Source organism: Bradyrhizobium sp. WYCCWR15520 (assembly GCF_056174665.1).
Map to the genome: position 1 here is coordinate 258923 of NZ_JBWBWM010000005.1, position 14801 is coordinate 273723.

At 63.3% G+C, this 14801-nt stretch carries 14 protein-coding genes and 1 tRNA gene; 7 read left to right on the forward strand and 8 right to left on the reverse strand.

What is annotated here, in order from left to right:
• Window positions 1-76 precede the first annotated feature (76 nt).
• The 5 genes from AC0QUY_RS07995 to AC0QUY_RS08015 all read right to left on the reverse strand — a co-directional run bounded on the left by AC0QUY_RS07995 (window position 77) and on the right by AC0QUY_RS08015 (window position 2362).
• On the reverse strand, window positions 77-406 hold the full coding sequence (locus AC0QUY_RS07995; RefSeq protein WP_161851868.1) for a hypothetical protein: 330 nt from the start codon (window positions 404-406) through the stop codon (window positions 77-79).
• A gap of 97 nt (window positions 407-503) precedes the next feature.
• Window positions 504-860 (reverse strand): hypothetical protein, encoded by a 357-nt coding sequence (locus AC0QUY_RS08000; protein WP_475386423.1) that lies wholly within the window; start codon window positions 858-860, stop codon window positions 504-506.
• Between the two features lie 128 nt (window positions 861-988).
• Window positions 989-1065, reverse strand: a tRNA-His gene (locus AC0QUY_RS08005).
• 225 nt (window positions 1066-1290) lie between these two features.
• Window positions 1291-1725 (reverse strand): phasin, encoded by a 435-nt coding sequence (locus AC0QUY_RS08010; protein ID WP_475386424.1) that lies wholly within the window; start codon window positions 1723-1725, stop codon window positions 1291-1293.
• A 253-nt stretch (window positions 1726-1978) separates the two neighbouring features.
• Window positions 1979-2362: a phasin family protein gene (locus AC0QUY_RS08015; protein ID WP_475386425.1), complete on the reverse strand. Its 384-nt coding sequence runs from the start codon at window positions 2360-2362 to the stop codon at window positions 1979-1981.
• Window positions 2363-2652: 290 nt separating this feature from the next.
• Between AC0QUY_RS08015 and AC0QUY_RS08020 the strand changes: the two genes are divergently transcribed.
• The gene (locus tag AC0QUY_RS08020) at window positions 2653-5670 is read left to right on the forward strand and encodes a PAS domain-containing protein (protein ID WP_475386426.1); all 3018 of its coding nucleotides are present in this window, start codon (window positions 2653-2655) and stop codon (window positions 5668-5670) included.
• Between the two features lie 38 nt (window positions 5671-5708).
• Here AC0QUY_RS08020 and AC0QUY_RS08025 read toward each other — a convergent pair whose 3' ends face one another.
• A complete protein-coding gene (locus AC0QUY_RS08025) occupies window positions 5709-6428 on the reverse strand; it encodes a glutathione S-transferase family protein (RefSeq protein WP_475386427.1) in 720 nt (239 codons plus the stop codon).
• Between the two features lie 312 nt (window positions 6429-6740).
• Here AC0QUY_RS08025 and AC0QUY_RS08030 point away from each other — a divergent pair, with 312 nt between their 5' ends.
• From AC0QUY_RS08030 to AC0QUY_RS08050, 5 genes are all read left to right on the forward strand, one after another.
• A complete protein-coding gene (locus AC0QUY_RS08030; protein ID WP_475386428.1) occupies window positions 6741-7709 on the forward strand; it encodes a Bug family tripartite tricarboxylate transporter substrate binding protein in 969 nt (322 codons plus the stop codon).
• Window positions 7706-8206: a tripartite tricarboxylate transporter TctB family protein gene (locus AC0QUY_RS08035; protein ID WP_475386429.1), complete on the forward strand. Its 501-nt coding sequence runs from the start codon at window positions 7706-7708 to the stop codon at window positions 8204-8206. The genes AC0QUY_RS08030 and AC0QUY_RS08035 overlap by 4 nt, the downstream gene beginning before the upstream one ends.
• Window positions 8206-9705 carry a tripartite tricarboxylate transporter permease gene (locus AC0QUY_RS08040; RefSeq protein WP_475386430.1) on the forward strand — a complete coding sequence of 500 codons (1500 nt, stop codon included), beginning with the start codon at window positions 8206-8208 and terminating at the stop codon, window positions 9703-9705. Before AC0QUY_RS08035 ends, AC0QUY_RS08040 begins: the two co-directional genes overlap by 1 nt.
• Window positions 9706-9899: 194 nt before the next feature.
• Window positions 9900-11681 carry an adenylate/guanylate cyclase domain-containing protein gene (locus AC0QUY_RS08045; protein WP_475386431.1) on the forward strand — a complete coding sequence of 594 codons (1782 nt, stop codon included), beginning with the start codon at window positions 9900-9902 and terminating at the stop codon, window positions 11679-11681.
• Window positions 11682-11973: 292 nt separating this feature from the next.
• Window positions 11974-12801, forward strand: coding sequence for a metallophosphoesterase family protein (locus tag AC0QUY_RS08050; RefSeq protein WP_475386432.1), 828 nt, complete (start codon window positions 11974-11976; stop codon window positions 12799-12801).
• Here the strand turns inward: AC0QUY_RS08050 and AC0QUY_RS08055 are convergent.
• Together AC0QUY_RS08055 and AC0QUY_RS08060 are read right to left on the reverse strand one after the other, a co-directional pair.
• Entirely contained in the window at window positions 12740-13225 is a 486-nt protein-coding gene (locus tag AC0QUY_RS08055; RefSeq protein ID WP_475386433.1) for a Crp/Fnr family transcriptional regulator, read from the reverse strand. The two genes, AC0QUY_RS08050 and AC0QUY_RS08055, sit on opposite strands and share 62 nt — an antisense overlap.
• A 123-nt stretch (window positions 13226-13348) precedes the next feature.
• Window positions 13349-13657 (reverse strand): ArsR/SmtB family transcription factor, encoded by a 309-nt coding sequence (locus tag AC0QUY_RS08060; RefSeq protein WP_475386434.1) that lies wholly within the window; start codon window positions 13655-13657, stop codon window positions 13349-13351.
• 62 nt (window positions 13658-13719) lie between these two features.
• Here AC0QUY_RS08060 and AC0QUY_RS08065 point away from each other — a divergent pair, with 62 nt between their 5' ends.
• Window positions 13720-14676, forward strand: a complete 957-nt coding sequence (locus AC0QUY_RS08065; protein WP_475386435.1) for a threonine/serine dehydratase — start codon at window positions 13720-13722, stop codon at window positions 14674-14676.
• Window positions 14677-14801: the final 125 nt, after the last annotated feature.

The window sequence follows — 14801 nt, forward strand, 5'->3', positions numbered from 1 at the left end:
TTTTTGAGTCACACCGTGCAACTCCGGTGACCCGAGAACGGAATCGGTTGGAGGCCTTGCAGAGTGCCTTGACCGCTCACTGCACGCTTTTGGCGCGCTCGCGTTCGAGCTTTGCGCGCTGACGCTCCAACCATTTGCGTTCGATCCATCCGAGCCCCTGCGCCAACGGCTTCTGCAGCGGCGGCACATCCTGCGCGAACAAAAGGAGTCCGAGCGGCAGCATCCAGAGTCCGAGCACCGGCAGGAAGCTGAGAAAGCCGCCGGCGACCAACAGTATCGCGAGCGGAATCCGGACATAGAACGACGACGGCTTGCGCACCCAGCCGACGAACTTCGCCGGCCCGCGCGGCAGCTTCTTCTCGAACCAGGCAAAATGCCGGTCGAGCTCCTTTTGATGCTTACTCAACGAACCCTCTCCTCGTATCCGGGGAGATGTTCATTGGAACAGCCGCCGGCAAGTCTCAAGCTGTCGCCTAAGTAGATCTTGAAATCGTGCGCCGGTGTCAGGTCACCGGTTTTTTCGGCTTCTTGCGCGGCTTGGCGGCCGCGGCCTTGCGTGGGGCGGCCGGCCGGATGACCGTCGGCCGGCCCGCGGGTCTCGTCGAAACTTCACTCGGCTCGGGGCCGGCCCTGAAATGCGCCCGGCACGGGGGCGAAAGCTGGGACTTGTTGCGGATCATGCAGACGGTGATGCGATCGACATCGGGAATGTCGGAACTGCACAGCCGGAACGCATCGCCGGTACAGGCCTGCTGCTGCTCGGGGGTGTAGGCGTGACCGGCGGTGGACCAGATCGAAGCCGACAGTGCGGTGGCCAGCATCAATCCAAACCGGGAATTCCCTGCTCGAAAAATCGTCATCAAATCCCCCAGGCCAAAGTTTGGCGGAATTGTGGGTGAACGACTAAGGATTCGCAAGCACGGGTGGACAACGCGCCACAGCACAAGTGTCGCGGCACTTCGAGCGGTAAATTCAGGGGCGTAATTGTTGGTACAGTTGGGTGGGCTCGAACCACCGACCTCCTGTTCCACAGACAGGCGCTCTAACCAACTGAGCTACAACTGCATCCTTGCGGAGCCCCAAAAGGGGGTCGCGAATGGGCCGGAAACTAGGTGCAACGCCTCGCTTTGGCAAGTGCGCGAAGTCACACAATATTGGTCATCCGGCAAGCGCAATTCGTTCAACGTGCGGAATCCGCCGCCGGCCCCGGAAGCCGGCAGAACCGGCCACCGGCAGCAAAAAGCCCGGGTCGTTTCACCCGGGCTTTTCGGAAGCGATCTGCTGCTACAATCAGGCAGCTGGCTTGTAGTACTTCGAGGCGGAAGCCTTGATCGGCTCGACGGTCTCGCTGGCGACCTTCTGGCCGAGCTCGGCGAGCTCCTTGGCCTGGGCGGTGAAGGTCTCGTACTGCTTCTTGGCATGCGAAGTCCACAGCTCCAGCGCCGCAGCCGGCGTCTTCACGCCGAGCAGCTCCTGCGCGAAATCGAGCGAGGATGAGGTGTTGGCCTTGAAGAACTCGATCAGCTTGCCGTTGTACTCGGTGGCACCCTTGCTGGCCGAGGTGAATACGGCCTCGATAGTGCCGTTATGGGTTTCGGCGGCATCCTTGAACTTGGCGTAGCTGTCGCGGGCCTGCGAGACGCCCTTTTCGGCGAACGCACGCACCTGCTCGGGGACTTCGAAGGGAATAATGGAGGCGGAGAAGGGATCGGTGGAGCTGGTCACGGCTTGCATCCTTCACAACGGGGTTAAACGATGTTCCCCCTCGAGAAGGCCGGGCAGGCAAGCGGCCGAGGGGTCACGCACACACGCACTCACGGAAAGTGCCCATCCACGGGCTCGCCTAATAAGCACCCATATCGTGTCAAATTTGTGCAACGCAATGCAATTTGTGGTGCGTTGCCGCAAATAAACCCGCACTGAGTGCGGGTTCCAGCCCGTGCCACCCAGCGATTGCTGCCCGCCAGACAGGAACAGGTCAGGCCTTCGGCTTGGCCGCTTCCATCGCGGCCTTGCCGACGATCTGGCTCATTTCGCTGGCCTGCTCCGCCAGTGCGCGCATTTGCGCCTGCACATATTCGCTTTGCAGCCGCATCACCTCGGGCAGGTCCTTGGCCTTCAGCAGCGACTGCGCGTGATCGAGCGAGGCCTGCACGTTTTTCTCGGCGTAGGCGACGGCCTTCTCCCGGACATCCTTGGCGCCCTCGCGCACCGTGGCACCGCGCTCCTCGATGGAGCCAGCGGCGGCCTGCGCGGCCTCGACAAATTTCTCAAACGTCTTGCGGGCCTGCTCGAAGCTTGCTTCCGCCATCGTTCGCATTTCCTTCGGTATCTCGAAACGGTCTCGCGCTTCATCATTCATGGTGCTGTCCTTCTTGACAGGGATTGCGTGCAGATGTCGGCAGGGGCGCGGCCGGAACGGATGCGCGCCCGAGAGGTCTTGCCATCGTTGGCGCCCTGACGGCAGTTCGCGACCCCCACCAACGCGGCGGCCGGCCGAAGAGTTCAGCCCGGTTAAGGTTATCCATGGGTTAAATTACCGCCGGAGCGCCGGGCCGTGGACCTGCCACCGCCGGCTTGCGATAGTAATGTCCCTTAACGCTGTCGGCATGCTCGCTGCCGATCCTGACGCCGGACGGTCATGTAATTGCGATGAAGGACGCGGAATTTCAGTGGCGAGCGCTCGGCGATCGGCGATTGGCCGCCTACGCGGCGAGCCCCCTGCCCGCCTGGTTGTGGACCGCCGACGGCAAGCGCATCCTGTGGGCCAATGCGGCCGGCGCGCGCGTGCTCGGCGCCACCAGTGCCGCGGCCCTTGCTGAAAAAACCTTCGGACCGGCCGACCGGCACCGGCGGCAGGTCGCGCGGCTGGCCGGCCGGCTGCTCGCCAACGGCGCCATCCGGCTGGAGCGCCTGCAGGGATTTGGCGCAGCGCCCGGCGCGCTTGCGACGTGCGGCTGTTCGCGGTTCGACCTTCCCAATGGCGGCCACGGCGTTCTGATCGCCGCCGGCAACATCACGTTGATCGCGCCGCGACCAGTTCAGGCCCACGAGCCGCGCGAGAACGCGATGCAGCCAGAGGCCGCATCAGAACCAACCCCGCAGCCGAGTGCGCCCGTCATAGAACTGCCGGCCGCTTCGCAGCCGGCTCCCGACTACGCACAGCCGACGCAATCGGGCGAGGCGCCCGCTGAGTTTGCCTTGTTCGATGCGCTTGCCGAGCCCGCCGCCGAGGAGCCGCCTGCGGCCGCCCCCATTCCGCGCGCGCCGCCGCCCGCGATCCGAACTCTTGCCGGCCAGCCCGCGCCGCAGCCGCGACGCCTGCCGCTGCGCTTCACCTGGCAGATGGATCGGGAGGGCCGCTTCACGCTAGGCACCGATGAATTCACCGGCCTGATGGGCCCGCGCACGACGGCCGCCTTCGGCCGGCCATGGCGCGAGATCGCCGAGACCTTCGGATTCGATCCCGCCGGCCGAATGATGCAGGCGCTTGCGACGGGCGCCACCTGGAGCGGCATCACGCTGAACTGGCCGGTGGATGGCGGCGGCACCTTGCCGATCGAACTGTCCGGCCTGCCGATCTTCGATGGTGCGCGGAATTTCGTCGGCTATCGCGGCTTCGGCGTCTGCCGCGATTTCGACGCGCTGGCGCGGCTCGCCGCCCTGCGCCTGTCGGAATTATCCGGCGAAGCGCCGCCGCCGCAAGAATCGCCCGCCGCGCCAGCTTCCGAACCGGCCGCCGCGGCGTCGCCTTCATCAGACGAATTGCCTGAACCGATTGCTGCCGAGACTTCACATCCAAACGATTTGGAAACGCCCGTGGAACCTCCCAGGGAAGCCATGAAGGAAGCCATGCAGGACACCCCGGCCGAAACCGCAGCCGAATTGCCGGCGGATGCCGCGAACGTTGTGCCGTTTCGCGCCCCTGGCGAGGCGAAACCGATGTCGTTAACGCCGGTTGAAAACAGCGCCTTCGACGAACTGGCGCGGCAATTGTCGGCGCGGCTCGAACCCGAGAACGTCAACGAGGCGGCGGACGCCGCCGGCAAAACCAGCTTCGAACCACCGGCCGCTGCACCCGTGCGCGAAGCCGCCAGCGAGACGCCGGAATGGCTGGCGCAGCCGGAGCCGCCTGCGCATGGCGAGACCGCGCGCGACAAGGCGCTGCTCGATCTCTTACCCGTAGGCATCCTGATCTACCGGCTCGACCGGCTGCTCTATGCCAACCCTGCCTTCCTGACGCAGATGGGCTATCCGAGCCTGCATGCGCTGGAAGAGGCCGGCGGTCTCGACGCACTCTATGTCGAACCCGGCGCATCGAATGCTTCCTCGACATCGGACACCGGCAGGCCGGTGACGATCTCCACAAGCGTACCGGCGGACGCGGATGCGCCGTCATCGGCCGCCGAGGCCCGCCTCTATACGATTTCATGGAACGGCGATTCCGCCCTCGCGCTGATCTTCTCGGGCACACGTAACGAAACCGCGGCGGTCGCAGCCGCCATTTCGCAGGCCGAGCCGGTAGCTGAGCCTGACGTGTCCGAGCCCTCGGCAGTCGGCCACGCCAATGCCGAAGAACTCGCCGCCATCCTCGACACCACAGCCGAAGGCATTGTGATGTTCGACGCCGAAGGCAACATCCATGCAGTCAACCGCAGCGCCGAAGCGCTGTTCGGCCGTGACGGCGACGAACTGGCGCAGCGCAATCTCGCCGACCTCTTTGCGCTCGAAAGCCAGCACGGCGTGTTTGAATATCTCGCTGGCATCAAGGCTTCCGGCGTCGAAAGCCTGCTCGATCACGGCCGCGAGGTGCTGGGCCGCGAAAGCAAGGGCGGCATTATTCCGCTGTCGATGACCATGGGCCGCACCCGCGCCGACGGCCCGAATTTCTTCGCCGTCTTTCGCGATCTGTCGCAGGCCAAGAAGACCGAGAGCGAACTGCGCGAAGCGCGGCGGCTGGCCGAACGCGCCGCCAACGCCAAGGCCGACGTGCTGGCCCGGATCAGCCACGAGGTGCGCACGCCTTTGAATGCCATCATCGGCTTTTCCGAAGTCATGATCGGCGAGCGTTTTGGCGCGCTCGGCAACGAGCGCTACCTCGAATACATGAAGGACATCCGCGCCTCCGGCGAACGCGTGATCGCCATCGTCAATGACCTGCTCGACCTGTCGCGGATCGAAACCGGCAAGCTCGATCTCGCCTTCACCAACCAGAACCTCAACGAGCTGGTCGAGAGCTGCGTGGCGGTGATGCAGCCGCAGGCCAACCGGGAACGCATCATCATCCGCACCTCGCTCGCGCATACGCTGCCGCCTGTCATCGCGGATGCACGCGCGCTACGCCAGATCACGCTAAACCTGATCGGCAACTCGATCCATCTCGCCAATGCCGGCGGTCAGGTCATCGTCTCGACCGCGTTGTCCGATTTCGGCGAGGTGATGCTGCGGGTCCGCGACACCGGCCACGGCCTCAACGACAATGAGGTCGCCGCCGCGCTGGAGCCGTTCCGCACGCGGGCGCCGTCCGATCAGGCCGAGGGTTCGAGCTTCAGCCTGTCGCTGACCAAGGCCCTCGTCGAAGCCAACCGCGCCAAATTCCAGATCAAGACCGGCGGCCGCTCCGGCACGCTGATCGAGATCGTGTTTCCCCACGCGGTGGCACGCGCGTAACCGTAGACGAACAGGCGTGTGCGTAGCCGCGGCGGCGATCACATCGCTATTGGCGAGAGAAACGCTGGAACGCTGCGGCCGTCGCTGCGCAAGTAATCGGCCATCGGTGCGACCACTTTGATGACGGCCGGTCTTGCCGTCATGCGCTGCCGCCATTGCAGAAGGTTTGGCGTCTCATTGGTCATGTCGGCCCCCATGCGGGCACCGAACAACTGGGCCATATAGAACGCGATATCGGCAAAGGAGTATTCGCCGGCGAGAAACTCGCGGTCGCCAAGCACGCGCTCCATGGTTCGGTAAAAAGCGGCAGCGGCCTCGCGCGCAGGCTTCCCGGCGGGATCGTCTGGCCTATTCCAGAGCGGCATCAGTTTGATGATATGCGGGAAATAGACTTCGTCCGTTTCATGCTCCAGCCGGCGAGCCCAGGCTCGCGCGGCAGGCGTCGCGGGCCACAGCGCAGGATGCGGCTTGATGTCTTCGAGATACTCGAAGATCTGGGTGGAATCGAAAATCTCGAGGTCACCGTCGATCAGGACCGGCACCTGGCGCTTCGGATTGATGCGCAGGACTTCCGGATGCTTCGGCGCGTAACCCTCCTTCTGGGTGAAGGGAACCATGACCAGTTCGAAGTCGATGTTCTTCTCGTGCACGGCAATCTGAACCTTGGCGCCGAACATGCTCAAGGCGGCGGAGAACAGCCGCATCTTGCGGCCGCTGCTTCGATCCGCTTCTCGGCCGGATTGAGAATTCTCGTGCATTGATTTCCCTTCAATCATCGTCGGCGCGTTCGACCGCGAGGCCCTGGCCACCTTCGGCATCGCGTCCTGCTCAGGCGCCCTAGCCAAGGCCAAGCAAGCACGGCGCCGCTCCGGACGTGCCGAGCAATTGGCGCTTCACTTCGTTCAAGGCAAATGCCGAAGGCCAAAAACGTACGCGCTTCAAAGCCCTAGCGAAATCTTTGAGATCCGGTTCGGGCACGCAAAGGTCCTTCTGGACAGCGGAGGATTTTTCGGGCTGATATGCGACGAATTGACACACAATAGCTCCGCGTGAGCCTTGGAGGAAATCCCATGATTGCGTTTCATGCGCGCCTGTTCGGCGCGGTCGTCGCGTTGACGCTTGCGGCAGGCAGCCCTGCCCTCTCGCAGCAGCTCGAACTCAAGATGATGGCGCCCGCGGCCCCCGGCGGCGGATGGGATCAAACCGCGCGCGCGATGCAGCAAGCACTGGTCGCCGCCAAAATCGCCCGCAGTGTCCAGGTCACCAACGTGGCAGGCGCCGGCGGCAGCGTCGGCATCGCGCAGTTCGTCAACGGCGCCAAGGGCGACGGCAACCAGATGATGGTGAACGGCTTCGTCATGGTGGGCGCGCTCGCCATGAACAAGTCGCCGGTGACGCTCGAACAGGTAACGCCGATCGCGCGCCTCACCGAAGAGATCCAGGTGATCGTGGTACCGGCGAACTCGCCGCTCAAGACAGCGCAGGATCTGGCCGCCGCCGTGAAGGCCGACATCGCCAAGGTGACCTTCGCCGGCGGCTCGGCCGGCGGCGTCGATCACGTGATGGCGGCGTTGTTTGCGGGCACGATCGGCGCCGATGCCAAGAAGATCAACTACATTCCGTTCTCCGGCGGCGGCGAGTCGCTGGCGGCGATCCTCGGCGGCAAGGTCACCGCCGGCATTTCGGGCCTGAGCGAGTACGAAGGCCAGATCAAATCTGGCAAATTGCGCGCGCTCGGCGTGACCTCGGAGAAGCGTATCGCCGGCATCGACATTCCGACCTTCAAGGAACAGGGGATCGATCTGGTGATCGCCAACTGGCGTTCGGTGGTCGCGCCTCCCGGCATCACGCCGGAGCAGCGCAAGGTCCTGAGCGAGGCGGTGGAGAAGATGGTCAAGTCGGACGCCTGGAAGGATATCCTCAAGCAGAAAGGCTGGGAGGACGCCTATCTTTCCGGCGATGCGTTCGCGGATTTCCTGAAGAAGGAAACGGCGCGTGTTACCGACGTGCTGAAATCGGTCGGCCTCGTCAAATCATGACCGACACCCCTTCGAGCGATCTTCCGGAGGGGCCGGCGGCACGGCGCATCGATCCTGCGGGTCTGGTTGTTGCCGCGGCCCTCGCCGGGCTTGCCGTGGTGCTGGTCTGGGATGCACGGCAACTGCCCGCCACCACGATGTATGGCATGGGCCCTGAGGCGATGCCGATCGTCGTCGCGGTCGGGCTCGGCTTGCTTGCGATCGGCAATCTGATCGACGGCTTGCGCGGCAACCTGCCGCCGCGCGAGAGCGCCGATCCCAAGCCCGTGCTGCTGATCCTCGGCGGACTTGCGCTGCTGATCGCCATCATCGGCCTTGGCGGCGGCTTCATCCTGGCGACATCGGCGCTGTTCGTCACCACCTCGGCGGCATTCGGACGGCGCGCAATTCTCGCCGATCTCGTCATCGCTCTGGTGATGACCACCCTGATCTATCTCGCCTTCGATCGCCTGCTGACGTTGAGCCTCCCCGCCGGCCCTCTGGAAAGACTGCTGTAATGGAAACCTTCGCCGCCCTCGCGCATGGCATGGCCGTCGCCGTGCAGCCGATGAACCTGCTGTATGCGCTGATCGGCGTGTTCCTCGGCACGGCGGTCGGCGTGCTGCCCGGCATTGGTCCGGCGCTCACCGTCGCGCTGCTGTTGCCGGTCACCTACAAGCTCGATCCCGGCGGCTCGCTGATCATGTTCGCCGGCATCTATTACGGCGGCATGTATGGCGGCTCGACCACCGCTATTCTGATCAACACGCCCGGCGAGAGCGCATCGATGGCGACCGCGCTCGAGGGCAACAAGATGGCCAAGGCCGGCCGCGGCGGCCCGGCGCTGGCGACGGCTGCGATCGGCTCGTTCGTCGCCGGCACCATTGCCACCATTGGCCTCGCCTTTCTCGCACCGTGGCTGGTCGACTTCGCGGTGCAATTCGGACCTGAAGATTATTTCGCGCTGATGTGCGTGGCCTTCGTCACGGTATCCGCGACCTTCGGCGATTCGCCGATCCGCGGGCTGACCAGCCTGTTCATTGGATTGACGCTCGGGCTGATCGGCATCGACAAGCTCACCGGTCAGGCGCGGCTGGCGTTCGGCATCCCCGAACTGCTCGACGGCGTCGAGGTGACTACGCTGGCGGTCGGCCTGTTCGCCGTCGGCGAAGCGCTTTACGTCGCCTCGCGCCGCCATCACGTTGAGGAGAAGATCGAGCCGGTGCGCGGCTCGCTATGGATGACGATGGAAGACTGGAAGCGGTCGTGGAAACCGTGGCTGCGCGGGACGATGTTCGGCTTCCCGATCGGCGCGCTGCCGGCCGGCGGCGCGGAAATTCCGACATTCCTGTCCTACTCGACCGAGAAACGGCTGACGAAACATCCGGAGGAATTCGGCAAAGGCGCGATCGAAGGCGTCGCCGGACCTGAGGCCGCCAATAACGCTTCCGCCGCCGGCACCCTCGTGCCGTTGCTGACGCTCGGCCTTCCAACCTCGGCCACGGCCGCGATGATGCTGGCGGGCTTTCAGCAATACGGGCTGAACCCGGGGCCGCTGCTATTCGCCGAGCGGCCTGACCTCGTGTGGGGCCTGATCGCCAGCCTCTTCATCGCCAACGTCATGCTGCTGGTTCTCAACCTGCCGCTGGTGGGCCTGTGGGTACGGCTGCTCGCGATCCCGCAGCCGTGGTTGTACGCCGGCATTCTCGTGTTCGCGACCATGGGCACCATCGCCGCAAAACCGTCGGTGGTCGAGCTGTCGATGCTGGCGGGTTTTGGCGTACTGGGCTTTCTGATGCGCCGGTACGATTTCCCGATCGCGCCCGTCGTCGTCGGCCTCATCCTCGGCCCGATCGCCGAAAGCCAGTTGCGCCGCGCGCTGGCGATCAGCCTCGGCGACCCCATCGTGCTGCTGCAGAGCCCGATGTCGGCGACGCTGCTCGGCATTGCGCTGATCGCGCTATTGGCGCCGTTCGTGCTGAAGGGGCTTGATCGCTTCAAGGCGAGCGAGGATTAGAGCGTGGTCTCATTGGGGCGCAGCCAAATTCGGATTAAGGCGAGTTTGAATTGACTTCCGCTTTCGGCGTCATAGTGGACATGGCTGGACTTGCCGCTGGGTCGCCACTGTAGCGAATGACCCATTTCCGACGTGCGCATAGCCACAATTGTGCTATATGACCATTCAATTTCCCCCAGCCTTGGGGGTGTATCTTGAGCAGCGATCATGTAGAGCGGCGACTGGCGGCTATTCTGGCGGCGGATGTCGCGGGCTCTTGCCGCTTGATAGGGATCGACGAAGAAGGCACGCTGGCGCGACTGAAAGCGCTTAGAAGAACGATTTTCGATCCCAAAATCGCTGAGCATCACGGACGTGTTGTCAAGAATACCGGGGACGGCGCTATCGCCGAGTTCGCCAGCGTGGTCGACGCCATGCGATGTGCCGACGAAATTCAACGCGGCATGGCCGAACAAAATATCGACGTGCCGCAGGACAAGCAGATCGAATTCCGCATCGGCATTCACGTCGGTGATATTATTGTCGAAGAAAACGATATCTTTGGTGACGGGGTCAATATTGCAGTGCGTCTCGAAGGGATTGCAAAGCCGGGCGGCATCAGCATCTCGGACGACGCTCGTCGGCAAATTCGTGGCAAGGTAGATGTAACGTTTGAGGATTTGGGTTCGCAATCCTTGAAGAATATCGCCGAACCGATGCGGGTCTGGCGCGTCCCATACGGTCGCGCTGTGCCAGCCGTGCCGAACCGCTGGCCTGTTGATGAGACCCTTGCTCTGCCCAATAAACCCTCGATCGCCGTTCTCCCCTTCACCAATCTGAGCTCCGATCCGGAACAGGAATATTTTGCCGATGGAATGGTCGATGACGTCATCACGGCGCTATCTCATTTCAAGGCGCTGTTCGTCATCGCCCGCAATTCGAGCTTCACCTACAAGGGGCGCGCCGTCGACGTGAAGCAGGTGGGGCGCGAGCTTGGGGTGCGCTACGTGCTGGAAGGCAGCGTCCGGAAAGCCGCCAACCGAGTGCGCATCACTGGACAGCTCGTCGATACCGCCACCGGGGCACATCTTTGGGCAGAGCGGTTTGATGGCGGGCTCGGCGACACCTTCGATCTGCAGGACCAGGTGACTGAGAGCGTTGTCGGGGCGATCGCGCCAGCGGTGGAAAAAGCCGAGATCGAGCGTGCCAAGCGCAAGCCGACCGAGAGTCTCGACGCCTATGCCCTCTATTTACGTGGTTTGGCCAGGTTTCATCAGGTTGCAAGCAAGCAAGCGAACGAAGAGGCATTACGCCTGTTCAACAGCGCGATCGAGCTCGACCCAGATTTTGCATCTGCCTACGGTCGTGCGGCCTTTTGCTACGTCATAGCTAAGTCCAATGGCTGGATTTCAGTCACACCGAGCGAGATTGCTGAGGTGACAAGGCTCGCTCAGCGGGCGGTTGAGTTGGGCAAGGATGACGCGATCGCGCTCGCCTCCGGCGGGTATGCATTAGTGGTTGTTGTTCGCGATCTCGAGGTGGGCGCGGGCTTAGTCGATCGCGCGCTTGTGCTCAATTCCAATTTGGCCGAGGCATGGAGTTTCGGCGGCTGGGTAAAAAACTGGCTCGGCGAGCCGGAAGCAGCGATCGAGCGCTTCGCGCGTGCCATGCGCCTGAGCCCACTTGATCCGCCGGTAAGAATACCAAGCGGGACGGCGCATGCACATTTCTTCTTGGGCCGCTATGACGAAGCGGCATCGTGGGCGGCAATGGCATTGCAGGACAATCCGGTCTATCCACCTGGATTACGGATCGCCGCCGCAAGCAACGCAATGGCCGGGCGGCCGGAGCAAGCACATAAGGCCGTGGCTCGGCTGCGGTTGCTGAACCCCACGCTACGTGTTTCCACTCTCAAAGACGTGTTGGGCCCTTTCAGGCGGGCCGAAGACCTTTTGCGATACGAAGAGGGATTGCGGCAAGCCGGGCTGCCCGAATGACCATCGCAGAAAGATGCTCGCCCGTTGGGACGAGATGATCGAATAAGCGCGACTTCCGTTGTTGGCACTTAGCGTCGTTCGCTGCGATGCAGAATTTGGTGCGCTATCCGCGAATGTCGGACATCGAGTAGCCATCAAGCTCGATTTATGGGTATGCGCCCTGATTTCCAGGGGGGGCGATGAATCCCCATTTGAGGTCGCGACCGGCACAATTCTTGCTCGAATCCACTATGCCTGAATGCATCCGCCTGCGGATCGCCTGTTTCCTGGGCATTTTTGGATTTGAATCATTATGCGCTGCCTTGTCGTTGCCGATTTGCATTATTCGTTGCCGCAATTCGACTGGCTGCTGGCGGCAGCTCCTGAATTCGACGTCGTCATCTTTGCCGGCGACGCGCTCGACATCGGATCGTTCGTTGATTTCCGCGCGCAGATTCTGGTGGTGAAAAAATACCTGTCGCTGCTGTCGCAAACGACGCGCGTCATCCTCTGCTCGGGCAATCACGATCTCGACGACCGCAGCGCGGAAGGCGAGAAGATCGCGCGCTGGATTGGCGACGTCCGCGAGCTCGGCATCGCCTGCGACGGCGATAGCCTCACCGTCGGCGACACGCTGTTTACGGTGTGTCCGTGGTGGGACGGGCCGCTGGTCAAGAGCCGCATCGAAGCCCAGCTTCGCGACGCCGCGGCCGAGCGGGCGCCACGCTGGATCTGGGTGCATCATGCGCCGCCGGCGAACTCGCCGACGAGTTGGGGCGGCAAGCGGTTCTTCGGCGACGTCGAACTGGTGCAATGGATCGCGCAATACCAGCCGTCGATGGTGATCTCGGGCCACGTGCATCAGTCGCCGTTCATTTCGGATGGTTCGTGGTTCGACCGGCTCGGCCCAACCTGGGTGTTCAATGCGGGGCTGCAGCCGGGTCGTCCGCCGGTCTATATCGTGCTCGATCTCGATGCGGGCACGGCGTTCTGGCTGCCGGCGGGCGAGGCGCACTGCATCGATCTCAAGGCGCCCCTGCAGCGGCCGGCCGCGCCGGTCACGATCGTTCCGGCGTGGCTCAGATCCTTGGGTCGGATTGCCGATCCGAGCCTGGCGAAACCTGCGTCGGCGGCAGGTTGATCATGCGCTGCAGGAGTTCGCCGACCATCGACAGATGATTTCCCTGGCCGGCATATTGATGCATCAGGTCGGCCAGATAGGTGTTGGCGATGTTGAGGCGTTGCGCGAGCAAGCGCGCGATCAATAGCGCCATCGCCGGCTGGTCGCGCAGGAACGCCGCAGCGTCGTCGAACTCGTAAACCACGGAATCGGCAGCGGCGCGCACGGTCGCCGTGTGGGGCTGCTCGAGCAGTACCGACATTTCGCCCAGCATCGCCCCCGGCTCGGTCAGGACGGCGACGACGCTATCGCCCTTGATGACCTCCAGCCGTCCTTCCAGCAGCACGAACAGATGCCCGGTCCTGCTGCCCTCCTGGAGCACAAGCGTGCCTGCCGGCACGGCTCGCTTCGTTCCTCCGGTACAGTAATCCAGCACCGCCCGCATTCACATCGTCTCCGTTTCGGCCAAGACTAGGCACTGATGATGCCAAGGTCGAACGGATAAGCGAGCTCTACTGCTCAAAATGTCGCCACGGGAAGATCCGGCGCCCCAAGCAAAGACCGAATATCAGATCCTTTCGAGCATGGCGGCCTTCAGCCTGGCAATGCGTGCTTCATCGCGCTTGTAAAACGTCCACTGCTTGACGCGCTTGGCGCTCAACAGCCCCGCCTGCGACAGTATCTTCAAGTGCTCGCTCACAGTGGGCTGGCTGACGCCGAGCTTGTCGGCAATCAACACGCCGCAGACCCCGTCCTTGACCAAGTCACCATCGATCTGCTCGCGAAAATGCGCGCGGGGGCGCTTCAGCCACTCCAATATCAACAACCGACGATCGCTGGCGAGCGCTCGAAAAGCAGACTCGACGTTGTCGTTCAAAGAAGCCATATTGCTAATTAGCTAAATGACTAATTCATGTCAACGAGCCTGGAGTGCCCTGGATGACCGCGCCATCGGATGCCGTAACCTCTGAAACGATCGCGCAATGCGAGCGACTCATTCGGCCCTTCATCCGACGGACGCCGGTGGTCGAGGTCGATTGCGCCGACTTCGGCCTGCCCCGGCATCCCCTCACGATCAAGCTCGAGCTTCTGCAACATTCCGGCTCGTTCAAGGCGCGTGGCGCTTTCAGCAATCTGTTGACCCGCGACGTGCCGAAGGCCGGCGTGGTCGCGGCGTCGGGCGGCAACCACGGCGCAGCGGTAGCTTATGCAGCGATGAAGCTTGGCAAGCCGGCCAAGATCGTCGTGCCCAGCATCTCGTCTCCGGCCAAGGTGCAGCGGATCCGCGACTATGGCGCCGATCTCGCGATCGAGGGCGACCGCTATTCGGATGCGCTCGCAGCCAGCGAGGCATGGGCACAACAAACCAGCGCATTGCCGGTGCCGGCCTTCGACCAGAATGAAACCATCCTGGGACAGGGAACGGTCGGCCTTGAGCTCGCGGATCAAGCACCGGAAATCGATACGCTGCTCGTGTCGGTCGGCGGTGGCGGGCTGATCGCAGGTATCGCGGCCTGGTACGCCGGCCGCATCAAGGTGATTGGCGTCGAGCCCCTGGCATCGCCCACACTGACCAAAGCCCTTGAAGCCGGCCATCCGGTCGATGCGGAGGCCGGCGGTCTGGCGGCGGATTCGCTCGCGCCACGGCGCGTTGGTGAAAAGGTCTTTCCTATTGTCCGGAAATACGCGCCGCAAACGGTGTTGGTCTCCGACGCTGCGATTGCCGAAGCACAGGCGACGCTCTGGCGCGCCTTGCGCATCGTGGCGGAGCCAGGTGGAGCAGCCGCATTCTCCGCGATCCTGTCCGGCGCCTACAAACCCAGCTCAGGCGAACGGGTTGCCGTCATCGTCAGCGGCGGCAACACGGCCGCCGTTGAGTTCGACCGCCTCCGTTGATTGCCGACAGGTCGCGCGACGGTCTGACCTGGGCTCACGCCCCGGAAGTCACCGCGGTCAGCCATATTTGGAATCACTCTAAACTACGACACTGGAATCGCTCTAAATGAAGCCGTTCGCGACAT

Coding starts and splice junctions, on each gene's coding strand:
- AC0QUY_RS08000 (WP_475386423.1), bottom strand. CDS start 860: ATGACGATTTTTCGAGCAGGGAATTCCCGGTTTGGATTGATGCTGGCC.
- AC0QUY_RS08015 (WP_475386425.1), bottom strand. CDS start 2,362: ATGAATGATGAAGCGCGAGACCGTTTCGAGATACCGAAGGAAATGCGA.
- AC0QUY_RS08020 (WP_475386426.1), top strand. CDS start 2,653: ATGAAGGACGCGGAATTTCAGTGGCGAGCGCTCGGCGATCGGCGATTG.
- AC0QUY_RS08025 (WP_475386427.1), bottom strand. CDS start 6,428: ATGCACGAGAATTCTCAATCCGGCCGAGAAGCGGATCGAAGCAGCGGC.
- AC0QUY_RS08030 (WP_475386428.1), top strand. CDS start 6,741: ATGATTGCGTTTCATGCGCGCCTGTTCGGCGCGGTCGTCGCGTTGACG.
- AC0QUY_RS08035 (WP_475386429.1), top strand. CDS start 7,706: ATGACCGACACCCCTTCGAGCGATCTTCCGGAGGGGCCGGCGGCACGG.
- AC0QUY_RS08040 (WP_475386430.1), top strand. CDS start 8,206: ATGGAAACCTTCGCCGCCCTCGCGCATGGCATGGCCGTCGCCGTGCAG.
- AC0QUY_RS08050 (WP_475386432.1), top strand. CDS start 11,974: ATGCGCTGCCTTGTCGTTGCCGATTTGCATTATTCGTTGCCGCAATTC.
- AC0QUY_RS08055 (WP_475386433.1), bottom strand. CDS start 13,225: ATGCGGGCGGTGCTGGATTACTGTACCGGAGGAACGAAGCGAGCCGTG.
- AC0QUY_RS08065 (WP_475386435.1), top strand. CDS start 13,720: ATGACCGCGCCATCGGATGCCGTAACCTCTGAAACGATCGCGCAATGC.